The organism is Planctomycetota bacterium, from assembly GCA_016125255.1.
Taxonomy (GTDB): Bacteria; Planctomycetota; Phycisphaerae; order Phycisphaerales; family Zrk34; genus RI-421.
This window is the reverse complement of sequence record WGMD01000002.1, coordinates 504,657-527,902: the sequence shown is the minus strand read 5'-3', so window position 1 is coordinate 527,902 and position 23,246 is coordinate 504,657. Positions and strand designations below refer to the sequence as shown.

General features: G+C 62.6%; 20 protein-coding genes and 1 pseudogene. 10 read left to right on the top strand and 11 right to left on the bottom strand.

Features of this window, described 5'->3' with window-relative positions:
* Positions 1-50: 50 nt before the first annotated feature.
* Positions 51-1,316, bottom strand: a complete 1,266-nt coding sequence (locus tag GC162_03355; protein ID MBI1367670.1) for a KpsF/GutQ family sugar-phosphate isomerase — start codon at positions 1,314-1,316, stop codon at positions 51-53.
* Here GC162_03355 and GC162_03350 point away from each other — a divergent pair.
* From GC162_03350 to GC162_03340, 3 genes and pseudogenes are all read left to right on the top strand, one after another.
* Positions 1,170-2,150: a chromosome segregation protein ScpA gene (locus tag GC162_03350; GenBank protein ID MBI1367669.1), complete on the top strand. Its 981-nt coding sequence runs from the start codon at positions 1,170-1,172 to the stop codon at positions 2,148-2,150. The two genes, GC162_03355 and GC162_03350, sit on opposite strands and share 147 nt — an antisense overlap.
* 28 nt (positions 2,151-2,178) lie before the next feature.
* Positions 2,179-2,268: pseudogene (locus GC162_03345) on the top strand (O-acetyl-ADP-ribose deacetylase).
* A 252-nt stretch (positions 2,269-2,520) separates the two neighbouring features.
* Positions 2,521-2,769: a hypothetical protein gene (locus GC162_03340; GenBank protein MBI1367668.1), complete on the top strand. Its 249-nt coding sequence runs from the start codon at positions 2,521-2,523 to the stop codon at positions 2,767-2,769.
* Here the strand turns inward: GC162_03340 and GC162_03335 are convergent, their stop codons facing one another.
* The gene (locus GC162_03335) at positions 2,770-3,009 is read right to left on the bottom strand and encodes a hypothetical protein (GenBank protein MBI1367667.1); all 240 of its coding nucleotides are present in this window, start codon (positions 3,007-3,009) and stop codon (positions 2,770-2,772) included.
* A 104-nt stretch (positions 3,010-3,113) separates the two neighbouring features.
* A complete protein-coding gene (locus tag GC162_03330; GenBank protein MBI1367666.1) occupies positions 3,114-3,698 on the bottom strand; it encodes a DNA-3-methyladenine glycosylase I in 585 nt (194 codons plus the stop codon).
* 142 nt (positions 3,699-3,840) lie between these two features.
* Between GC162_03330 and GC162_03325 the strand changes: the two genes are divergently transcribed.
* Positions 3,841-5,397 carry a hypothetical protein gene (locus GC162_03325; protein ID MBI1367665.1) on the top strand — a complete coding sequence of 519 codons (1,557 nt, stop codon included), beginning with the start codon at positions 3,841-3,843 and terminating at the stop codon, positions 5,395-5,397.
* 96 nt (positions 5,398-5,493) lie between these two features.
* Here the strand turns inward: GC162_03325 and GC162_03320 are convergent, their stop codons facing one another.
* Entirely contained in the window at positions 5,494-7,659 is a 2,166-nt protein-coding gene (locus tag GC162_03320; protein ID MBI1367664.1) for a hypothetical protein, read from the bottom strand.
* Positions 7,660-7,840: 181 nt separating this feature from the next.
* The gene (locus GC162_03315) at positions 7,841-8,698 is read right to left on the bottom strand and encodes a hypothetical protein (GenBank protein MBI1367663.1); all 858 of its coding nucleotides are present in this window, start codon (positions 8,696-8,698) and stop codon (positions 7,841-7,843) included.
* Between the two features lie 115 nt (positions 8,699-8,813).
* Here GC162_03315 and GC162_03310 point away from each other — a divergent pair, with 115 nt between their 5' ends.
* From GC162_03310 to GC162_03300, 3 genes are all read left to right on the top strand, one after another.
* A complete protein-coding gene (locus GC162_03310) occupies positions 8,814-10,397 on the top strand; it encodes a sialate O-acetylesterase (protein ID MBI1367662.1) in 1,584 nt (527 codons plus the stop codon).
* Positions 10,398-10,448: 51 nt separating this feature from the next.
* On the top strand, positions 10,449-11,438 hold the full coding sequence (locus tag GC162_03305) for a DUF4124 domain-containing protein (protein MBI1367661.1): 990 nt from the start codon (positions 10,449-10,451) through the stop codon (positions 11,436-11,438).
* A 137-nt stretch (positions 11,439-11,575) separates the two neighbouring features.
* Complete coding sequence (locus tag GC162_03300) at positions 11,576-11,929, top strand: hypothetical protein (GenBank protein MBI1367660.1); 354 nt, start codon at positions 11,576-11,578, stop codon at positions 11,927-11,929.
* 101 nt (positions 11,930-12,030) lie between these two features.
* Here the strand turns inward: GC162_03300 and GC162_03295 are convergent, their stop codons facing one another.
* Positions 12,031-13,254, bottom strand: a complete 1,224-nt coding sequence (locus GC162_03295; protein ID MBI1367659.1) for a hypothetical protein — start codon at positions 13,252-13,254, stop codon at positions 12,031-12,033.
* A gap of 7 nt (positions 13,255-13,261) precedes the next feature.
* The gene (gene polA / locus GC162_03290; protein MBI1367658.1) at positions 13,262-16,120 is read right to left on the bottom strand and encodes a DNA polymerase I; all 2,859 of its coding nucleotides are present in this window, start codon (positions 16,118-16,120) and stop codon (positions 13,262-13,264) included.
* 76 nt (positions 16,121-16,196) lie between these two features.
* On the opposite strand from polA, the gene GC162_03285 reads away from it, so the two are divergent.
* Complete coding sequence (locus GC162_03285) at positions 16,197-16,643, top strand: redoxin domain-containing protein (protein MBI1367657.1); 447 nt, start codon at positions 16,197-16,199, stop codon at positions 16,641-16,643.
* A 53-nt stretch (positions 16,644-16,696) separates the two neighbouring features.
* Here GC162_03285 and GC162_03280 read toward each other — a convergent pair whose 3' ends face one another.
* Complete coding sequence (locus tag GC162_03280) at positions 16,697-18,283, bottom strand: hypothetical protein (GenBank protein ID MBI1367656.1); 1,587 nt, start codon at positions 18,281-18,283, stop codon at positions 16,697-16,699.
* Positions 18,284-18,356: 73 nt separating this feature from the next.
* On the opposite strand from GC162_03280, the gene GC162_03275 reads away from it, so the two are divergent.
* Positions 18,357-18,827, top strand: a complete 471-nt coding sequence (locus GC162_03275; GenBank protein ID MBI1367655.1) for a thioredoxin-dependent thiol peroxidase — start codon at positions 18,357-18,359, stop codon at positions 18,825-18,827.
* A 107-nt stretch (positions 18,828-18,934) separates the two neighbouring features.
* On the opposite strand, the gene GC162_03270 is transcribed toward GC162_03275, so the two are convergent.
* Positions 18,935-19,414: a CBS domain-containing protein gene (locus GC162_03270; GenBank protein MBI1367654.1), complete on the bottom strand. Its 480-nt coding sequence runs from the start codon at positions 19,412-19,414 to the stop codon at positions 18,935-18,937.
* Between the two features lie 893 nt (positions 19,415-20,307).
* On the opposite strand from GC162_03270, the gene GC162_03265 reads away from it, so the two are divergent.
* Entirely contained in the window at positions 20,308-21,513 is a 1,206-nt protein-coding gene (locus GC162_03265) for a hypothetical protein (protein MBI1367653.1), read from the top strand.
* Between the two features lie 189 nt (positions 21,514-21,702).
* Here the strand turns inward: GC162_03265 and GC162_03260 are convergent, their stop codons facing one another.
* Positions 21,703-22,272, bottom strand: a complete 570-nt coding sequence (locus GC162_03260; GenBank protein MBI1367652.1) for a hypothetical protein — start codon at positions 22,270-22,272, stop codon at positions 21,703-21,705.
* Positions 22,269-23,225: an amidohydrolase family protein gene (locus GC162_03255; GenBank protein ID MBI1367651.1), complete on the bottom strand. Its 957-nt coding sequence runs from the start codon at positions 23,223-23,225 to the stop codon at positions 22,269-22,271. Before GC162_03255 ends, GC162_03260 begins: the two co-directional genes overlap by 4 nt.
* Positions 23,226-23,246: the final 21 nt, after the last annotated feature.

The window sequence follows — 23,246 nt, the reverse complement described above, 5'->3', positions numbered from 1 at the left end:
GTTTTTGCGTTACGAAGAAAAGCACGCCGCAAGCGGCGTCGCTAAACGCGCTATTCCTCGATGACTTTAAGCGCGACGAGGTCCTGCACGTCGATGAGGCCCACGGGTTTGCCGGCGGCGTCGACGACGGGGATTTCGTCCACACGCAGTTCGCGCATGAGCTGCACCGCGTCGCGGACAAGCTGATCGTCCGTCAGACTGCGCGGCGAGCGGGTCATGACGGCGTCGATCGGCCGGGCCATGCCGTCCGTGCCATGCTCGATGATCAGGCGGCGGAGGTCGGCGTCGGTGAAGAGGCCGCTCAAGCGACCGGCGTCGTCGACGAGCATGACCGCGCCGGCGCGGCGGGGGTACCTGGCGGCTTCGTCGAGCACCTGCGCCACCGTGCGATCTTCGTGAATGAGCGGCAGATTGTCCCCGGCGCGGAAGCGCAGCACATCGGTGATGGGCAGCATCTGCCGGCCGAGCAATCCGCCGGGATGCCGCTTGCGGAAGTCATCGACGCTGAAGTGACGGCGCTGCGAGACGGCGAGGGCGAGGGCGTCGCCGAGGGCGAGCATGGCGGTGGTCGAAGCGGTGGGGGCCAGGTTGTGCGGGCACGCCTCAGTGACATCGCCGACGCACAGGGCCAGGTCGCTGATGCGGGCCAGGTGACTGTCGGGCCGAGCGCAGAGGGCGATGACGGGGACTTTGTCCTGTCGGATGACGGCGGCGAGGCCGAGCACTTCATCGGTCGCGCCGGAGTAACTGAGCAGAATGACCAGATCATCGGCGCGGATGCGGCCCAGGTCGCCGTGCATGGCTTCGGAGGGGTGCAGGTAATGGCTGGGCGTGCCGGTGGAGGCGAGGGTGGCGCTGATTTTCTGGGCGATGATGCCGCTCTTGCCCATGCCCGAGACGATGACCGTGCCCGTGCAGGCGGCGAGACGTTCGACCGCCTTGTCGAAGTCCTGGCCCAGATGTGCGATGACGTTCGTGACGGCCTCGGCTTCGGCGCGGAGGACGCCGGCGGCGAAGGCGAGGGATTCAGATTGGGGCGTTTGCGTTTTTGCCATGATTTTCAACGGGTCATTATCATAGCGGGGTCGACAATAGTAAAATGCGGGGGAGGGGAGAAGCGCGGGGCGGTGCCCCGCCGCTAAACAGGTCACTTGCACGGATGCATCGTCATGCAGGATTATCGCGTCAATCTGGATGTGTACCACGGGCCGCTCGATCTGCTGCTTTATCTGATCAAGCGCGACGAGATCGACATTCACGACATTCCGGTCGCGCACATCACCGAGCAGTACGTGGCGTACGTCAAGACGCTCCATTCGCTGGACATTAATCTGGCGGGCGAGTTTCTGGTGATGGCGGCGACGCTGATGGAGATCAAGAGCGCGATGATGCTGCCGCGCGAGGAAGGCGAAGCGGCGCTTGAGGAGGTCGGGGCGGCGGGCGACCCGGGCGATCCGCGCTACGAACTGGTGCAACAGCTACTGGCGTACAAGCGGTTCAAGGATGCGGCGGCGGCGCTGGATGATCGACGCGAGACGTTCGCCAACCGTTTCCCCCGCCGACCGGGTCGCTTCGAAAGCGATGCGGGCGAGGCGTCGCCGGATCTGGACATGGAAGACGTGAGCGTGTGGGACCTGCTTGAAGCGTTCCAGACGATGATGGAGCAGGTGGCGGGGGGGTTCACGCACAATGTCGTCTCGGACGACACGCCCATCGAACTGCACGCGGCGGATATCGTCGACCGGCTCGATCGCGACGGGCCGATGACGCTTCAGGCCATGTTCGAAGGCCGGCGGAATGTCTCGACGATGATCGGACTCTTCTGCGCCATGCTCGAACTGCTCCGCCAGCGCAAGATCAAGGCGACGCAGGACGGCATCGGCTCGCCGATTTCGCTCGAGGCCCGGCCGGAGACGGAATGGGCCGATGCGGACTCGGAGGAGGAGCACGTGCCGCTGGCGTACGATCCGGCGCATCCGGAGAACTTCGACTGGCCCGATGAGGAGACGCGCGTGCGGTATGTGAAGCGCATGGAGCGCCGGGCGCGCGGCGAGGTGATCATCGAGGACGCGGAGTTCGAAGCGGATGTGACGGCGATCGAATCGGAAGCGACGGCCGAGTCGCCGAGCGAATCGCAGACACCCGAGTAAACCGGCCCCCGGCGTGACGGAACGTGTCATGCCTTCCCTTCACATCACCCGCGGCGACATCACGCAGCTCGATGTGGACGCCATCGTCAACGCCGCCAATGAGCGGATGCTCGGCGGCTGCGACGATCGCCGGCCAAGCCGTGCGGGCGCAAATGGCGTCATCATCGCGGGTTTTACGCATCGTGTACTGCTTTTTCGACGCGGGCGATGCGGCGCCGGGATGCTGGAAATGTTGGGGTAAATCAGTAATGATTTTGGCGTGCATTTCACGACGGAACGGGTATACTTCATCAACTTACCACTCGACCCCCGGAAGGGCTCGGCAGGCATTTCTGTCTGTCGGGCCTTTATTCTTTGGAGCCGATGCGGCGTGCGGGTGATTTCGTGCAGTTCGATCGGGCGATGGGCCGACAAGTACGTAACCACCCTCGATCATCCATCGCAAAGGAGTGCGACGGTGCATCCCAACGAAACACCTCTGAGTTCATCGACGGACGCGACCGCGGCGGACTTGCAGCACGCGCGGCTGATGGACTTGTACAGCGTGGCGCTGGACGACGACGCGATCAGTATCGACGCCGCGGCGATCGAAGCGATGCTCGAGTCGCCGCGCGGCTGATCAGCTGGCGATGGCGGCCCGGCCGGGGCCTTCGATCGCGCGCCGGCTCAGCGCTTCGACGTCGGCGCGCAGCTCGATGTGACCGCAGTCAAGGCACATCACCGCCCCGACCGGCACATCCTGACCCCGCCGGCGGAACAGGCCCGATCCGCCGAATTCGAAGTACACCTTGCCGAGATTGCGCACGTGACCGCTGCGTTGATTGCCGCCGCCGCAGCGCGGACAGAAATGCTTCGGCATCGTTTGGCTCCATGTTCGCCCGGCAGTCTTGGCCAGTCGCCCACTCCCGTCCCCGCCGCGCCGCACGGCGGAAACGTCCTATGGCAGTTATCGGGCGGGAGCGATTATTTTCTTGATGAAACCCGCGTAAGTTTTGATACGTATTTGTGCCGCGGGCACGTGATCAGGTGATCATTGGCCATCCCCACCGCCTGCATCAGGGCGTAACAGATGGTCGGCCCGACGAAGCGGAAGCCCAGCCGCACAAGCTCTTTGCTCATCGCCATCGACTCGGCCGTCTTGGCCGGAATGTCCGTCATCGCCCGGCGTTTGCCGTCGATGGGCACGCCGTCCACGAAGCCCCACAGCAGCCCGTCCAGCGACCGCCCCGCCTCGCGCAGATTCAGGCAGGCCCGGGCGTTGGCGATGGTGGATTCGATCTTGAGGCGATTGCGGACGATGCTCGCGTCGCCCATCAGTCGTTTCACATCACCGGCCCCGTAACGGGCGATGCGGTCCACGTCGAACCCATGAAAAGCCGTCCGATAACCGTCGCGCTTTTTGAGGATCGTGTCCCAACTGAGCCCCGCCTGAGCGGCTTCGAGCGTCAGAAACTCGAACAGCACCCGATCCTCATGCACCGGTACGCCCCACTCCGCATCGTGATAGGGGATCGCCAGCTCGGATTTGGCCCAGGGGCATCGCGGCATGGCGGGATCATACTATCGCCGCTGGGCGATTCCCGGATTTTTCTGGCCCGGCGAAGCGCGATTTGTTAGGATCGCGGCTGAAGAAAACGAAGCCACGAAGTTTGTGGCGAGGCACGGAACGAGCTTTGAGAGGGAAACGAATATGCGCATTTCGCACGTGCTGACGCTCGCGCTGGGCGGGTTGCTTTGCGTTCAAACTGCGGCCGAGGCGGACTACAAGGCCGACATTGGGTTTACCCAGTTGTCGCTCGAACTGGGCGGGTCCATGCCGACGGGCTCGGGCGTCGCGGTCTCGCAGGTCGAGGCGGCCGAGAAAGTCACCATCGACATGGTGGATTACTTTCCATACTCGCCCAACCCCGCCCTCTCGCACAACGCCGGCAAGACCCTCACGCCCCGCAGCGGCGTCGTCATGGACGGCGGCGGCAATCCGCTCTACTCCGGTCACGCCGGGGCCGTCGGCAGCTTCTACTACGGGCTCGGCTCCGTCGCGCCGGCGATCACGAGCATCGACACGTACTCGGCCGATGACTGGCTCGTCGACGGCGTCCTGAATCTTCAATCGATGAACGCCCCCGACACGACCCTCAACAGCAGCCGCGTCGCCAACCATAGCTGGATCGGCTACGCCACCGATGACATGAACAATTTCGACCGTCTCGCCACGCTTGAAATGATCGAGCGGACCGACTGGCTGGTCGCCACGGACGACTATCACCAGATCGCCGGCACGACCGGCTTCACCGCGACCTATTCGCTGCTTTCCAATTCGTTCAACGCCATGTCCGTCGTCCGCCTCAACGACGCCACCAGCGGCGGGTCCGCCAACCTGCACGCCGGCGCCATGACCATCGGGCCCTACACCGGCGGACGCGACATCGTCGACTTCTCCGCCCCCAACATCAACACCACCAGCAACTCCGTCCCCGTCGTCGGCGGACTGACCGCGCTGCTCATCCAGGTCGCCGACGCCAACCCCATGCTCTCGCATGACAGTTGGGTCAACCGGGCCGGGCAGACCATCCGTTCCGCCACGACAAGCGAGGTCATCAAGGCCATGTTCATGGCCGGCGCCCTGCGCAATTCGCCGGCGATGACCAACACCTACACCGTCACTACCGCCAACAATCTCGACAGCCAGTACGGGGCCGGCCTCGTCAACATCTACAACTCGTATCACATTCTCGTCGCCGGCGAGCAGGACTCGGACCAGGACGACGGCGCCGGCTCCGGCGCGATCGATTATCACCACGGGTTCGACTACGACGCCCACTTCGGCGCCGCGGCCAACAACGACACCGGCTCGTACTACTTCACGACCGGCAATGAACTGGCGACGTTCTTCGTGACGCTGGCGTGGAACGTCAACGTCGATATGGCGAATCTGACAGGCGGATCGCCCGACCCGGACGCCGCCGCGGTGTTCTACAACCTCGACCTGAAGCTTTTTGACATCACGCTCGGCAACCTGCTTGTCGCCTCGTCCCTGAGCACACACGACAACACCGAGAACCTCATGGTCAATCTCGACGCCAATCATCAGTACGAGCTGCGCGTCCTCACGGCGTCGGGACAGCCCGCCTTCGACTGGGATTACGGTCTGGCGTGGCGATCCGATGTGACGCCGATCCCCGAACCGGGCGCGATCGGCGTGTGGCTCGCCGTCATGGGGCTCGCGGGCCTGCGTCGACGCCGCTGATCGTGGCATCATGAAAATGCAGAACATCACGGAAGCATTCGATGATTGTCGAATGCCTCGCTTCCGTGATGTTCGTGCTGCCTGGCGGGTGTGGCTCTAGCGGGTAGAGCGGGCGCGGCGGCGGAGCAGGGTGACGAGCCCCACGCCGAGCATCGCGCACGTGCCGGGGGTCGGGACGGCGATGACGGTGAAGTTGTCGAAGGTGACGGTGCCGACGTCGTCGCGCGTGAACACGCGCATGCCGGCCGAACCGGGGCCGAGGATGCGATTCACATCGGTGTCGAGAATCGTCTTCGTGTAGAACGCGTTGCTGAAGTCGGCGTTGAGCGAAGCGACGGCGACAAGCTGGACGTTCCCGCCGAGGTTCTGCGTGACGAACTTGAGGTAGATGTCGGTATCGAACGGAATCGCGCCCAGGCCGATCGTCGTCGAATCGAGCAGTCCGAATCCGCCCGCCCCGGTCTGTCGTCCGACTTCCGCCTTGCCCGAGTCGCGGTCGATGCGGAACGTGTACCACGAACCGTTGGCGCTGGTGCTCGTGCCCGTTTCGCGGGCGATGAGGCCGGCGGCGATTTCGTTGTTGCTGAACCGTACGACGCTGGTGACCATCACGTTGGTCCAGTCGGTCGTGCTCGTGAAGCTGTCAAAGTCCACGCTGGCGATGCCGACCTCCAGGCCGGCGGCGCTGGAACTGGTGAACGTGTACTGCTGACCGGTCACGGCCTGACTCATCGCGCCGCTGTTGAAACCGGCGTACCGGATGGCCTGATTGTCGTAGTAGTCGTCGTAAAAGAGCAGGTGCGGGTTTTCGTTGTAGGCCCGGAGACTATCGAATGTCGCGCGGGTCCCGCTGGCGGAGTTGTCGGTCCGGTAGCCGACGCCGCCGGCCCGAGTGATGGCGTTGGCGGAAGTGTCGAGCAGGTCGAACGACGCGGTGATGCCCGACGCGTCGGTCGTGCCGCTGTACAGATTGGCGCGGACGCGGACGTTGTCCGTCCCCGCATCCGAGACATTCTCGATCGTCACGCGCAACAGGCGATTGCTCGTCGCACCGCTGGAAATGCCGCTGATCGTGCCGGATCCGCCCACGACCGTCGCCACGCCGTTGTTGTAGCGGACCAGTTCGAGCACGTTGTTGTTCATGCGGACCTGGTAGTAGTCGCCGCTGCTGGTGCTGCTGATGCCGCGGGCGCGGAGGATCAGGCCGTTGTCATTGGTCCCGGCGCCGGAATAGCGCGTGTTGGTTTCGACCGTCACGTCGCGCCATGCGCCCTTGTCGATGTCATTGAGGACGCTGTAGCTGGCGACCGCGGCGTTGGTGCCGCTGTTGTTCTTCTGTTCGTATTCGGTCGCGGTGGCGATGGCGCTGACCATGCCGGCGCCGCTGGTGAAGGCGGTGAAGCCGGTCGGCTGCGTGCCGACGGTGCCGTTGAAATCTTCGGAGAGCAGGGGGGTGGACCGGCTGATGACGTCGGCGAATGTCGTGCCCACGGCGATGTTGTCGAGAATGAACGTGTCGCCGGAAGAGAGTCGGGCTTTGCGCGTCACGAAGTCGGTGATCGAACTGATGCCGCTGCTGGAAGTGGTCACCGTGCTGGTGTTGTAGGACTCGGTGATATTGGTGGGATTGACGTAGAGTGTAAGTTTGTCGTAGTTGGAGCCGGTCTTTTGAGCTTTGACGACGATGAGGTAGGTCACGTCATTGACGAGCGGGATGCCGGATTGGACGCCGCCGCTGGTGCCGGCACGGATGGCGTCCTGTCGTTGTCCGCCGCTGACGTTGTCGACGGCGCTGATGTTCGGATTCGACGCCGCGTTGTTGAGGCCGGTCTGAAAGAACTCGTCGCCGACGGCGCTGTTGGACAGACCCGAGGTGCGGTAGAGGAAGCTGTAGTAGACGGTGCCGGATTGGGCGGTGGTGAGATTGCGCGTGAAGGCGACTTCGGCCGTCGAGTTGGAGTTGGTCAGTTGCACCGCCTTCGTTCCCCCGGTGGCGCCGATGCTGCCGCCGAGGTAACTGAGCGATTGATTGACGATGGTGATGTTCGCCGCCGGAATCGACGGGACGCTCCACGCGGCACTGAACCCCGTGCCGCCGTTGAGCCCGGCGAGCTGACTGCCCGCCGAATAGCTTTCAAAGTTGTCCGTGGCGACCGACGCCGCATGGGCCATGTTCAGGCCCATCGCCATCGTCATCACGCACGCGCCAGCAATTGAGATTTTCCCATACCGTCCGACTTGGCCTTGCACGCCGTCGCTCATGACTCATTCCTTTCCCGATGTTCCTGCGTCCATCACGTCCGGACGTGATCTCCATATGTCGCTACGCCTCGGCGCCACAACAAACCGGCGCGGTCCATAGGTTTATGACACAATCAGAGCCCGATTGTGCATTCGGGGCCGAAAAAAGTCGATCAGGATTTGACCTGACATCCCGAAATTATCAAAACAGCTTGTCGGACCGGCGTTTACGGTCAAACTTGTGGCCCAGGTCGATGATGACCGCCTGCTTTTCGCCGACCTTTGCGTCGGCGTAATCGGGGACGCCGTCGGGGTAAATCGCCGTGCAGTTGCGCGGCTCGTAGGGTTCGCCGTTGACCATGATGTTCGAGAAGGTCACGCTCAAAACGGGAATGCGATCCGGGTCGATCGCCGCGCCGTAGATTTCGATGAACGAGGCGATCTTCCGGTCGAGCTTCAGGTCTTCGCCTTCGAAGCGGAGCCCGCCGATGTAGGCATGCTCCTGCGTCTGGTGATCGGTGATGAAGCAGCCGACCCATGTGTAGGTCTTGCCGTCGATCTGTTCGTGGTCCATGCGGACAAGCTGGTAGGTGTACTTGCCGACGCCCCATCTGATCGGCCGGCGCACGGAGACGAAGTCGCCTTCGTATCCCGCCTGTTCGCACACGCCGTCGTCTGCCGTGCGTGTCGCCGCCAGATCGCGCGTGCCCCATCGGCTGAAGATCGCGCCCGTGCCCAGCTTGTCGAACCACTTGTTCATGTCCGTTTTGCGATGCGCCCGGCCGAGCAGCGTCTGCATCCCGCCGTAGAATTTCTGTTCGTCAAATTGGCCCAATCCGATCGGCGCGATGTACATGCGGATGTCCGGATCGAGTTTGCCGGTGATCTGCACATCAATCGAATAGCTTTCAAATTTCTGGTCCCGCCCCAGGTCCCACCACAGATCGATCAGGTGCCAGGGCATCGGCTTGTAGTTGCCCGGATCGTCCGCCCGGACCGCGCCGCTGCCGAGCATCGCGAACATCATCGCCCACAGCATCACGCCTTGGATTCGCACCATGTCGGCACCTCATTCGATTGCGGAGACAATTGTTCGGCGGTTGGGCCAGTATAGACAGATCGCGCAAAACGGGCCATAATCATGCGGTTTCCTCCCCATTTCCATGAGGTGACGTATGCGAAGCCGTCGAGTTCTGATCGCGATGTTGTGCGCGTTGTTCGTGCCATCGGTGCTGCATGCCCAGATCACGCTGCCGACCGTCATCAGCGACCACATGATGCTCCAACGCGGCCGGACGACGCCGATCTGGGGTTGGGCCTCGCCCGGCGAGACGGTGACGGTGCGCTTCGCCGGTCAGACGAAACAGGCGACGGCTGACCCGTTCGGCGCATGGAAAGTGCAGCTTGATGCGATGGAGGCGTCGAGCGAGCCGCGCGAGATGGAGATCGAAGGCAAGGACAAGAAGATCATCAAGGACATCCTCGTCGGCGATGTGTGGATCTGCTCGGGGCAGTCGAACATGGAGTTCGGCACCGGCGGATCGATCAACGGTCAGCAGGAGGTCGCATCGGCCGATCTGCCGATGATCCGTATCTTCGATGTGTGGGGACACGAGATCGCCCCGGCACCGCGCCGGCAGTGCAATGGTCAATGGCGTCTGTGTACGCCGCAGACGACCGGCGGGTTCTCGGCGGCGGGCTTCTTCTTCGGTCGCAAGATTCAGAAGGAAACCGGCGTGCCCATCGGGCTCATCGGCACCAACTGGGGCGGGACGCGCATCGAGCCGTGGATCCCGCCCGTCGGGTATCACGCCGTGTCCGAGCTGGCCGAGCAGGCCAAGTTCGTCGATCAATTCGATCCGAACGCCGACGCGGGCAAGGCGGCATGGGCGACGTACTTCAGCCAGCTCGATGCCTGGCTTCCGCAGGCCCGCACGCAGCTTGCCGCCGGCCGGGGCATTCCCGAAATGCCCGCAAAGCCCGGCGATTTGTACCTCAATTACGGTTCGCCCACTACGATCTACAACGGCATGGTCGCCCCGCTGGTTCCCTTCGGCGTCCGAGGCGCGCTCTGGTATCAGGGCGAATCCAATGGCTCCGAAGGCGTTGAATATTTCTACAAGATGAAGGCGCTCATCGAGGGATGGCGCACCGTCTTCGAGCAGCCCGCCGACTTCCCGCAGTATTTCTATTTCGTGCAGCTCGCCAACTTTCAGCAGCCGGTCGACTACCCCGCCGGCGGCGACGGATGGGCACGCATCCGGGAGGCCCAGCGACAGACGCTTACGCTGCCCAACACCGGCATGGCCGTCATCATCGACATCGGTGAAGCCAACGACATCCACCCCAAGGACAAACAGGACGTCGGCGATCGGCTCGCACGATGGGCCCTGCGCGACGTGTACAAGAAGGACGTCGTCGTCAGCGGCCCGCTGTATCGATCGATGAAAATCGAAGAGGGCAAAATCCGCATCGACTTCGACCACGTCGGCGCCGGTCTGATCGTCGGCGAAAAACACGGCCTGGAACCGACCAAGGAAATCACGGACGGCCAGCTCAAGCGCTTCGCCATCGCCGGCGAGGACAAGAAGTGGGTCTGGGCCAATGCGAAGATCGACGGTTCGAGCGTCCTCGTCTGGTCCGATCAGGTCGCCAAACCCGTCGCGGTGCGCTACGCCTATTCGATGAACCCCGAAGGCGCGAACCTCTACAATATAGAAGGCCTGCCCGCCTCGCCGTTCCGCACGGACGGCTGGTGAACATCAACCTTCGGAGCAACCGCCATGTTGAAAATATCAGCCGTTTTCTCGATGGTTTTGATCATCGCCATGTTGACCGTCGTGCGCGGCGATGTGGCGAAAATTCCCTCGCAGGAAGTGCCCGAGCGCGTCTTTGACGCCGGCAGCTTCTGGTATCAACCGCTTCCCAAGGACGCGCCGATCGACCCCAAGTCCGATGCGTACACGGCTGACATTCTTCGCCAGATCAAAAAGTATTACGGCACGACGACGATCAACATCAAAGAGTATTGCAGTCCGGTGTACATCGTCGGGCCGGAGGTGAAGACGGTGCGCGTTGAGCAGTGGGACGCGCAGAACAATGGATACATCGACAAGGCGCTGATCGAACAGTGGGCGGCGGTGCCGATTCCCGATTACGCACTGCCGTCGGCGGGGACGGACATGGAGATGACAATCTATCAGCCGTCGACGGACACGATGTGGGAATTCTGGAAGGCGCGGAAGATCGAGGGGAAGTGGCAGGCGGCATGGGGCGGGCGGATGGAGCACGTCTCCAAGAGCGACGGCATCTGGAAACATCCGCACGGCACGACGGCGACGGGACTGCCTTTCATGGGCGGACAGATCACGCCCGAGGAACTCGCCCGCGGCGAGATAAGGCACGTCATGGGCATCGCGCTCGTCGACACCGAGACATGGAAGATTCACCCCTGGCCTGCCAACCGGTCCGACGGCTACAACCCCGACAACGTCCCCAACCGCATCGCCGAGGGCACGCGTTTTCGGCTCGACCCGAGCATCGACGTCGATGCGCTGCCGATGCACCCGATGGGCAAAATCATCGCCAAGGCCGCCCAGCAGTACGGCTTCGTCGTCTGGGACAAGGCCGGGTCGATCAGTCTGCGTGCCAATAACGCTCTGGCATACACGCAGATCGGGCAGCCCGATCCGTACCCGGCCCTGTTCGGCGACACGCCCATTTATTTCATCCTCAAGGGCTTTCCATGGGACAAGCTCCAGTTCCTCCCGCCCGAGTACGGCAAGCCGCAGGACAAATGAAGCCGCTTGCGGCTTAGCACTTGCCTTTGAGACGGATGGCGTGGAATAATGTCTCCGTGATCGCAGGTGCAATCATGAGGCGGAGCGTCCGCCTCGCACCGGCGCGAAACCGGAATATTGCCGCAAGGAGTTTTCGTATGCTGCGTTCGCTTATGGCGGTCGTCGGGCTGTTGTGCATTGTCGGTATGGTGCACGCCGAAGACGGCAAGATGTCGATGGAGAACATCATGAAGAAGCTGCACAAGGGCAAGACCTCCGTCGCCGCCCGTGCGGTCAAGGGCGAGGCATCGGCCGAGGAACTCGCCACGCTCACCGCGGCGTACAAGGCGATGGCCGACATGAAGCCGCCCAAGGGCGACGTCGCCGACTGGAAGAAGCGCGTCGCCGCCGTGCAGACCGCGCTCGCCTCCGCCGCCCCCGGCAAGCCCAGCGAAGCGCTCAAGACGGCGATTGACTGCAAGGGCTGCCACGAAGCGCACCGCGAAGACTGATCGCATCACGATTCGATCTTCAAGGCGGGGTGACTTCAGTCACCCCGCTTTTCATTTGGACGCGCACCGCACAACAGCGGACCGATGCCGCCGCCCGAATGTCATGCGAACAGGCGGGTCGGATCAGATGTCTCCGACCAGTATTCTCGGAACGTACGGACATTCGAAGCGGGGGCGCCGAAAACGTGTGTGAACAGATGGGCCACGTCGTCGGGTTTTGGATCGACGATCACGATTTGCGGCGGAGCATGTCGTTTCAAAAATGCCTGCATGATCAGCTCATTGCTGCGCAGATCGGTTCTCGGAAATGAATAGCCGATGATGATCAGCCGGTCGCATCGCGTCAGCGCCGTTTCGGCAAGGCGCCACAGTTGCTCAAAGAGCGAGCCGAATAATGCATATTGTTTTTGCTTGACCGGCGGAATGATCAACGGCATGGATGTCAGGCCGCGAGCATCCGCTGTGCCGCGCGGCATCCAGGGAAATCGCGGCTTGGCACGCACGAATACATAACCCTCGCGCGCCGGTTTGCCGGGATCGCCCATGATGTTCGGCGGATAATATCCATACGAATACGGCTCGTATCCGGGCATGTAGCGCCCGTCATAGGTCGCATACGGCTGATCGGAGCATTCGTAGACATAGAACGTGCTCGGGTCGGCACGCTGCGTGAGCGTGATCGCGCCGTTTTGGTCGTTCGTGGGCGCGCTGGTGATCCAATTCGAGGATCCATGAAGCTTGAGAATAGGAATGTCACCAAGGTGTTCGCATGCCGGACTCACCCATCCGTTGCGAAAGACGCCGCGCGGCGTCACGCCATAGCCGGTATCAACGCACCACCGATGAACCTCGGCCAGTGCGCGATCCATGAGCGTGTCCCAGTTGAATGTGATGATCCGATCACCTTCCTGAACACATCGCGCCAGACGCATGTGCGTTTCGGAAATCGGGCCGTTCTGAATCTCATTGATGACACTCGCGAAAAGAAAGATCAGTTCAGAGTAGGCCTTCCAGTGTTCGTAGAGATTCTCATGAAGTTCGGGCGTCATCGATTCGCGGGGCATCTCCAATAATTGCAGCATCGTCTGCTCAATCATGGAATGAAATTCTTCAATATCGAAATCCGCATGGACAAAATCAATCGGCTCAATGCCCAGCCGCGCATGCGCGACATTGAGAATATTGCCGACAAGAACCCACGGATTCTCGGAGATTTTGAGTCGGTTGTACGTCTGGAAAAAATCACGCGCCAGCGGCATCCGGACACCGGTGGGGGAGGCGCTGTAGCTTTTTGAACAGCCGGCGCCAAGGAGAAGAACATTCATCGCAGTCTCACTTGCAGTCAAACCATGTCGGGCCCCATGCCGTCTGCACTTTCAGCGGGACGATCAACTTCATGGCGTTGGACATCTCCTCTGATACCATCGCCGCATGTCCGGGCGCGTCCGGGCCGTCGAGTTGGAAGAGGACTTCATCGTGGATTTGCACGAGCATTTTCAGCGGGCGATGCTCGCGTTCGATGCGCTGATGCAGATTCACCATCGCCATCTTGATCAGGTCCGCCGCGGAACCCTGCACGACCGTGTTGATCGCGATGCGCCGTCCGAACGCGGCGAGGTTCGGGTTGTTCGATTTCACTTCGGGGATCGGACGGCGGCGCTTGCAGATGGTTTCGACATACCCCTTCAGTTCCGCCTCCGCGACGCAGTCGGCGAGGAACTGGTTGATCTTGGGGTAGCGGTTCTTGTAGTCGTGAATGATCTTCTTGGCGACGTCGACGCTTGATCCCGCCGTGCCGGCGGGGAGACGGCGGGCGAGACCGAAGGGCGTGATGCCGTAGACGATGCCGAAGTTGACCATCTTCGCCACGCCGCGCTGCTCGCTGGTGACTTCTTCGACCGGGACGCCGAACACTTCGGCGGCGACGACCTTGTGAATGTCCATGTCATTCTCAAAGGCACTGATCAACGTCCGGTCCTGCGAGAGATGCGCCAGCAGGCGCAATTCGATCTGCGAGTAGTCGGCCGCGAGAAGCACCGACCCCGGCGGCGCGACGAAGGCCTTGCGAATCTGCCGGCCCAGGTCCGTGCGGATCGGAATGTTCTGCAGATTCGGATCGCTGCTCGACAACCGGCCCGTGGCGGCGACGACCTGATTGAAACTCGCGTGAATCCGATGTGTCTGCGGATTGATCGCATCGGCGAGAGACTGCAAATACGTCCCGCGCAGTTTCGTGAGCATGCGGTATTCGAGGATGAGTTCCGCCACGACCGACCCCGGCGGCGGCTGCTCGTCGGCGATGCGGGCCAGCACCTCGCTGTCCGTCGAAGGCCCCGTCTTGCGACGCTTGACGACCTTGCATCCGAGCTTGTTGAAAAGCACATCGGCAAGCTGCTTGGGCGAATCGGGATTAAAGTCGACGCCCGCCGTTTTGAGAATCTGATCGTGCAGTTCCGCGATGCGCTCATCGACCGTGACCTTCTGACGCGCCAGCTCATCGGGGTCGCACTGAATCCCGTTGTATTCGAGCTCCGCCAGCACTTCGACGAGCGGCATCTCCAGCTTCTCAAACAATTCCGTGATGCCCATGATCTTGATCTGCCGGGCGAACAACTGGCGCAGACGCAGGGCGATGTCGGCATCCTCCGCGCCGTAGGGGCAGACGGTGGACGCGGGCAGATCGACCATCGATCGCTGATGCTTCCCAGAACCGATCAGGTCGGTGATGGGGATCATCGTGTAGTTGAGAAACGCCAGGGCGAGGTTGTCGAGTTTGTGCGACGAGCGCGTGGCGTCGATGAGGTAGCTGGCGACGATGGTGTCGAAGCTTTTGGCCATGTTGAGCCGCACGCCCGCCCGGCGCAGGACGATCATGTCGTACTTGAGGTTCTGTCCGACCTTCTCGATCGCGGGGTCTTCGAGAATGGGCTTGATCGCCGCGATGACGGTGGGCTCGTCCAGATGTTCGGACGGATTGGCGGAGCGGACGGGGATGTACACGCCCTGTTCATTCGCCCATGAAAGGCACACGCCGACCATCTTGGCGCGCATCGGATCGAGCTGATCGGTTTCGGTGTCGACGCTGAGCGTTTGGACGGTCTTGAGCGTGGCGACGAGTTCATCAAGCTGCTCGCGCGTGGCGATCAGATCGTAATGGGCGAGCGTTTTGGGGGTGGACGGTGTGTGCTCTTCGTTGTGCAGCGCGGCGAAGAGATTGTCGGCGGGGAGGATTTCGGCGGCGGGTTTTTGCGGCGTGGTTTTGACGGGCGCGGCGGGAGGAGAAGATGCTAAGCCGCAAGCGGCTTCGAGTTCAGTGATGTGACGCGTGAAGCCCAGTTGTTTGAACATGGGGCGGAGGACATCGACGGGCGGGGGGCCGACGCGGGCGTCTTCGAGACTGAAGTCCACGGGGACATCGTGCTTGAGCGTGACAAGCTCGATGTTGAGGGGCAGGCGGTCGCGTGCGGCTTCGATGTTCTCCTTGAGTTTGCCGGAGAGGTCGTCGGTATGGGCGAGGAGGTTGTTGAGCGAGCCGTACTGGCTGATGAGTTTGGCGGCGGTCTTGGGTCCGACGCCGTGGACACCGGGGATGTTATCGACGTTGTCGCCCATGAGGGCGAGCATGTCGATGACCTGTGCGGGCGCGATGCCGAGGTTTGCATGAAGCGCCGCCACGTCGATCGTCTCGTCCTTGTGAATGTCATAGAGCGAGACGCGATCGGAAAGAAGCTGCTGAAGGTCCTTGTCGCGCGAGACGATGCGGATGCGCAGATTCGGATCGGCGGTGAGGCGGGTCACGAGCGTGGCGATCGTGTCGTCGGCCTCCACGCCTTCGATGCCCAGCACGGGGATGCGCCAGAGCTGACAGATTTCGACGATGCGCTGGACCTGCGGCTCCAGGTCCTCCGGCGGGGCGTCGCGATTGGCCTTGTACTGCGGGTCAAGCTGGGAGCGGAACGTGCCCTGATCGCCGGAGGCGTCGATGGCGACGACCACGTAATCGGGGTGACAATCGCGGAAAAGCTTCAGGAGCATGCCGACGAAGCCGAAGGTGGCGTTGGTGGGTTCGCCGGTGACGGGGGAGTTGAGTCCGCCGCGGATGGCGTGGTAGGCGCGGAAAATCTGCGCGTGGCCATCGATGAGATATAATGTCGGACCCGCACCTGAAACTTTTTCTGGAGACTGGCTCATGCGGATCAGATTGTATCAACTGGCGTGTGTGTGTCTGGCGATGGGATTTGTCGGCGCGCTGGCGCTGGCGGCCCAGATGCAGATCAAGGTCGGCGAGAAGGCCCCGGCCTTCACGCTGCCCAATCAGGATGACAAGGAGACGAGCTTGTCCGACTACGCGGGCAAGTGGGTCGTGCTCTACTTCTATCCGAAGGACGACACGCCCGGCTGCACTACTGAAGCGTGCGGGTTCACCGACGGGATCAAGGACCTCGAAGGCCTCAAGGCCGTCGTGCTCGGATGCAGCCCCGACTCGCCCGAGTCGCATCGCAAGTTCATCGAGAAGTACAAGCTCAAGTTCACGCTGCTGAGCGATCCGGACCGCAAGGTCATGGAGCCGTACGGCGGATCGGTGAGCGGTCACACCGTGCGTTCGACCGTGCTGATCAACCCCGACGGCGTGGTGGCGTATCACTGGCCGAAGGTGAACCCCAAGGGTCACATGGAAGAGGTCAAGGCCAAGCTCGAAGAGCTTCAGAAGTAACCTCGCCGCCGAATCCGATGCTCACGACCCGCTCGATCGCCGAGCGGGTTTTTTCATGGCGCGATCCGATCGAAGGGCACGGGGTCGATCTTCGACCAGTCATCGATGCCGATGATCGGCAGGGCGAAGTCGAAGGCGGCGCACCAGCGGGGCGTATCGGCGGCGCGGAAAACATCGTAGATCAGCCGGGCCTTGCCGGGGGCGGACACGGTGCCGGGCACATTTTCGCGCAGGCCCAGTCGCACGCCTTCTCCGACGTAATCGGCATGGCGATGGTAGATGAACGCATCGATGCCGGGCGTGCGGCTGATGCGATACCAGGCATAGGCGAAACCGGCGGCTTGAAGCTTTTCGCCATCGGGAGCATCGAGGCAGTTGAGTCCCTGCTCACTGAGAATGATGCGGCGGGGCTGGCCATCATAGAGCATCCGCGGCTGACGGAAATAAGCGGGCAACACCTCGATGTTGCGAAACGTGATGCGCGGCGTGTCGAAGCGAAGCGCCGCCGACCGATCGTTCCACGTCCGAGGATTCGTCAGGTCTTCCGGGTACGGGTGAAACGCGATGGCCCACGGAAAGTCGCCCTCGCCGGCGATCCGGTCGCGCAGATGATCGACGAAATAGCGCCCGCTCATGCATCGCTGCGGCGCGTCGGGGTCGTTCATGCGGGTCCAATTGTGGTCGAGCGAGATGTAGACGCGCAGATCGGGATGCACGCTTCGGGCCGCCAGATCGACGAGGCGCAGCGTGCGGGCGTAGTCGGCGATGAAGTCGTCTGGCTCGACGAGGCCCATGTTGCACCATTGCCAGTGCGACTGCACTTCATTGCCGATGATGAAACCGTCGATGAGCCCGTGCGCCCGATCCGGCTGCGTGTAGCGATCGGCGAGGAATCCGACGACGCCACGGAAGACGGCGGCGCCGCGGGGTGTGACGGTATTGAAGGCCCCGATGCGATTGGGCGCGGCGGCGGGATCGGTGCGCGGGTGAATCGTCGGATTGTTCGGGTCGGCCTGCCGCGGCAGATAGTTGAGCAGAATCAGCGTGACGCGCATGTTGAACTGCGTCATGCGGGCGACTTGCGCATCGAGTCGGGCGACCGCCGCCATGTTGATCGGCACGGACTGGCCATCGATAGGGACCATCGTGTCGGACCGGCCGGAGTGATCGTAAAGAGACCCGAGATCGACGTTCACCGCGGCGTGCTGAACGCCCAGCGCGGCGGCGTCATCGATGTCGACGATGCACTGAAGCCCTTTGATCGACGTCGACTCGATGAACGGCGTCTGGTGCCGCGACAAGCTGGAAAGATCCGTCACAAAATGCGGCGCCCCGATGGGCTGAGCAGCGGCGGCGTCGATGAGCGTGAACCGCATGAACAGACGATCCGGCGTCTCGGGGGCGGCGCGGCGAGGCGTCGTGATCGGCGCGGCGCCGAGACGACCTGCCCAGATGACCTGGCCCGCGGCGGCGTCCGTGACGGGTGCGGCCAGCAATTGCACATCGCGATCCGCCGGGCCGGCGAGCGTGATCGTGATCGTGTCATCCGAGGCGGCGATCCGCTGGATCTGCCCGGCGGCGACGGCGGCGAACACAACCACGCACGCCAGGCACTTGATTGACAGCAGCGATCGGGACAAGATGGCGCTCCGGCTGCGGGATGAGCAGCTCAGGCCCGCGGCGAAACCGCCCACAGACCAGGAGTGACATGCTATGCTCGACATCGGCGACAAAGCGCCCGCGTTCACGCTGCCCGATCAGGACGGCAACAAGATCAAACTCAGCGATCTGGCCGGTCAATGGGTCGTGCTCTATTTCTACCCCAAGGACGACACGCCCGGCTGCACGGTGCAGGCGTGCGAATTCACCGAGGGAATCAAGGATTTCCAGAAGCTCGACGCCCGCGTGCTCGGCTGCTCGGCCGACAGCCCCGAGTCGCATCGCAAGTTCATCGCCAAGCACAAGCTCAAGATCACGCTCTTGAGCGATGAAGATCACAAGGTGATGGAAAAGTACCAGGCGTGGGGCGAGAAGAACATGTACGGCAGGATTTCGATGGGCGTGATCCGTTCCACCGTGATCATCGACCCCAAGGGCCGCATCGCCCATCGCTGGCGGAAGGTCAGCGCGAAGGGACACGCCGCGAAGGCGGCGGAGAAGCTCGCGGAGTTGAAGAGCGCGTGACCGGAATGAAAATGGCGAAGCGGCGACGTGTTTTTCACGCGCCGCTTCGCCCCCACCGTTGAGCGGGTGCGTCGAGGGCTTGTTGAGCGATGCGCGGCGGCGGTCGGTCAGACGCGGCCGTAGAGGTATTCATGCATGTACTGAATGGTGACTTCGCCGTCGCGAATGGCGAAGGCGTTGAGGTCGCCGATCGAGAGCATGGCGTGAATGGACCCGTCCTCGTTGACGACGGGCAGATGGCGGATGCGCTGATTGCGCATGATGGCGCGGACGTCGTCGACGGGGTTGTCGGGCGTGCAGCAGACGACCTTGTCGGTCATGACCTGCCGCACGGTGGTTTGCGCGGGGTCGCGCTGCTCGGCGACGACGCGGCGGAGGACATCGCGCTCCGTGAACATGCCGACGACCTGATTGTCGTCCTCAACGACCACCGCCCCGATCTTGTGCCGGTTCATGAGCTGCGTCGCGGCGAGCACCGTCATGTTCGGGCGCACCGTGTACACAACCGAGGGCTTGCCGGTGAGCACTTCGCTGACCATGGGCATGGGAGAATCCTTTCGAGTTGAGTCGCGTGTTCGGTCACCCATATTGGCCGGCACACCTGGGCCAACGCACACACAAATGAACTGATACGTCTGACTCTAACGGGCGGGGGGAACTTCGGCAATATTGTGAAAAAGATATCGAAGTGCGGGCGGAGGGCCGATGCGATGCGATGGGAAACCTTGTTTTTTGGGCCTGACCGTGTATCGTGGCAGCGAAACACGACTTGGGGACCGACATGAGCGACAACGGCGGCAGCAAGGAAGCATGGGGATCACGCATCGGCGTCATCCTGGCGGTGACCGGCAGCGCGGTCGGACTGGGCAATTTCCTGCGCTTTCCCGGCAAGGCGGCCCAATACGAAGGCGGGGCGTTCATGATCCCGTACTTCATCGCGCTGCTTTTGCTGGGTCTGCCCATTGCCTGGGCGGAATGGACGCTCGGCCGCTACGGGGGGCGCAAGGGGTTCAATTCGCTGCCGGGCATCTTCCGCGCCGTCTGGCCGAAGAATCGCGTCGCGCCATATCTGGGGGCGTTCGCCGTGCTGATCCCCGTGGCGATCTACATGTATTACGTGTACATCGAAGCATGGTGCCTCGGGTACGCGGTGCGCTTCGCCACGGGCGAGATGAACCTCGGCACTGACCCGGCAAAATATGGCGCGGTGTTCGACGACTTCGTCGGTAAACTTGCCGATGGTTCCGCCTTCACTTACGCCGGCGGATTCCTTCACTCGGCCTTCTTCTATCTGCTCATCTGCTTCACGCTCAACTTTTTTCTGATCTACCGCGGGCTCAGTAAAGGCATCGAATGGTTCTGCCGATGGGCGATGCCGGCCCTGATCGTCTGTGCGCTGATCGTCCTTGTCCGTGTGCTCACGCTCGGCACGCCCAACCCCGAACATCCCGACCGTAGCGTCGCCAACGGCCTTGGCTATATGTGGAATCCGACCGTCGAAGCGTCCTGGCTTGCCCCGGCGGACAAGGGGCTTGAAGCACTGATCAAGTCCTACGACGAAGCGCTGCATCCGGCTCCGAAGTCGGAGAATGGCACGCCCGCCGAGCCCGCGCCGAAATTTGATCCTTCGACCACGCCCGAACACATCGCCGAACGGGCCGGTTGGTCGCTCGAACGGCGGGATCTTCTGACCGCCGCGCTCGCGGACACGGGCTGGGGTACGCATGGTGAGCACGAATATGCCAACCCTGATTCACGCCTCATTCTGACGGTCAACGAAACCGGCGGCGCGACGATCGTCGGCGTGCGCAACAAGACGTTCCTCGAATCGCTCCTCAACGCCAAAATGTGGCTCGAAGCGGCGGGGCAGATCTTCTTCTCGCTCTCCGTCGGCTTCGGCATCATCGCCTGTTACGCCAGCTATCTCAAGAAAGACGACGACATCGCACTGTCATCCCTGACGAGTTGCGCGGGCAACGAGTTCTGCGAAGTCGCGCTGGGCGGGCTCATTACGATCCCCGCCGCGTTCGTCTTCCTCGGCGCCGCCGGCACGACCGGAGGAACGTTCGGCCTCGGGTTCAATACTTTGCCGCTCATCTTCGCCACGATGCCGATGGGTCAGTTCATCGGCGTGGTCTTCTTCTTTCTGCTCTTCCTCGCCGCCGTGACCAGTTCGCTGTCGATGCTTCAGCCCGCCATCGCGCTTTTTGAAGAAGGGCTCGGTATCGAACGCAAAGCGTCCGTCGCGCTCCTCGGCATCATCACTGCGATCGGGTCGGGCTTCGTGGTCTATTTTTCCAAAGGTCGAGTCGCGCTCGAAACGATTGACTTCTGGGTCGGCTCATTCAGTCTGTACGTACTGGCGACGATCGAGGTATTCCTGTTTGGATGGGTGATGGGCATTGAGAAGGGCTATGAGGAACTGAGCCGCGGCTCGGAGATTCGCGTGCCACGGCTGATCATGCCGCTGATCAAGTATATTTCGCCGGTCTATTTGCTGGTTGTCTTTGCCGCATGGACCTATCAGTCCGCCGGGGGGGCGATACACGACGTAACTTCCAACTATGCGGCGGGCCTGAGCGTCGGCTTCATCGGCGTGCTGCTGATTTTTTTCGTGATTCTCGTGGCGCGATCCGTACGGCGGTGGGACAAGGCCGAGGCCGCAGCTAAGGAGACCAACTCATGACTCCCGGTGGCTGGCTCATCATGATTCTCTCCGTCGGATTCGTCACGACGCTCTTTATATGGTGCGTGTGGAAAGTGCTCGCGACGCCTGAAGCATCCAAGCGGGTGCACGACCTGGGCGAAACGGACACCGGCGATCTGCACGACTGACTGAGCGGCCCGCCGCGCTTGAGCGGGGCGGGGCCTTCAATCACTTCATCACAAACCGCGGGTAGCCGAGCTTCTGGCGCAGCAGGATTTGAATCTTGCGCAGAAGGTCATGCGTCGCCACGTCGTCGCGCTTGGCGGTCAGCGAGCCGGTGGCGACGGCGATGCCGAGTTTGTCATCGAACTTTTCGCTGGCGTCCAGGAGCCGGACGGACGTGTCGCGCACGGAGGCGCGGAAGGTTCCGCCGCCGGGCTTGTTGTTGGGGAAGAGGAAGCCCGCGCCGCTGTACACGCCGGCGGCGTCGCCGTTGAAGATGATGTAGTTGATGGTGGCGTTGGTGGAGCGTTCGTCGATGGGCGTGCGGCCGGCGCGGGGGCGCCAGTACATGCGGACGTGCACCGCCTGCGTCGGACTGGCCGGGTCGCCTTCGATGAGCAAGACGTCGAGGTTGTTTTTGTCGTCGAGGGCGTAGACGCCCGTCGTGAAATTGCCGGCGATCTCGGTGCGCGGTTCGAGACTGGAGCGGACGGCCAGCTTCCCGCCGCCGGCGCAGCCGGTGAGCATGCCCGCCAGCAGAACGATCACACACACCCGGCCGATCGACAGTTTCATGCACCCGCCTCGCGATTCGAATTGGACGCCGCCGTGACGCCGGGGCGGGGACCGGTGGCCGTGGTGATCGGCGGCATCGTCGTCGAAGCCGATGACTCCGACGCCGCGCCGCGCTTCAGGCCGAGCAAACTCAACGCATCACGCTCCACGATCGCCCGCAGCTTCTCACGCGGCACGGCCGGCAGGGCCGTGCCCTGTGCGAACTGGTTGATCGAGTAAATCGTCTCGACGACCTGTTGCGGCGACTGCTGCGGAAAGTCGGAGCCGAACAGCACGCGGTCGATGACGTCCATCTGATGCGCCTGCAGGAGCACCTGATAAAGCTGCCACGGCCGGGCCGCCACATCCGACACTTCCGCGTATACGTACCGATGTTTGCCCACCAGCGCCAGCGCCTGGTCCGTCCACGGATGCCCGCAGTGCGCGATGAGCAGGCGAAGCTGCGGAAAACTCCGCGCGACTTCGTCGAGCAGATACGGCTGGGCGTACTCCATGCGCGTGTCGCGCGTGTAGAAGCTGCCCTGATGCACGATGATCGGAAGCCCCAATGACTGAGCGCGGTCGTAAAGCTTCATCGCCCGGCTGTGGGTGGGGTGAAAGCCCTGGGCGGCGGGACTGATGACGATCCCGCTGAGCTTCAGCGCGCCCAGTTGATCCATCTGATCGGACCAGGCCGGGTCGAGCGGGTCGATGCCCGCGAAACCGATCAGCTTGTCGCGCTGCGTGTTGACGTAATGGCTGATGAGCGAAGGGGGGACGTCCGCTTCGAGGAGCACGCTGCGGAACCCGAGGACGAAGGCGACATTGACCGGGGCCATCGCCGCTTCATGCGCGGCGGTTCCGGCGTCGAGCCGCTCGTTGGGCACGGGAAAGCGCTGACGCAGCTTGGCGCTGATCTGCGGGCCGAGCTGATCGACGCTCTGCCACAGGTGCGTGTGGGTATCGACAATCATGCGCACATCGTAGCCGAACCA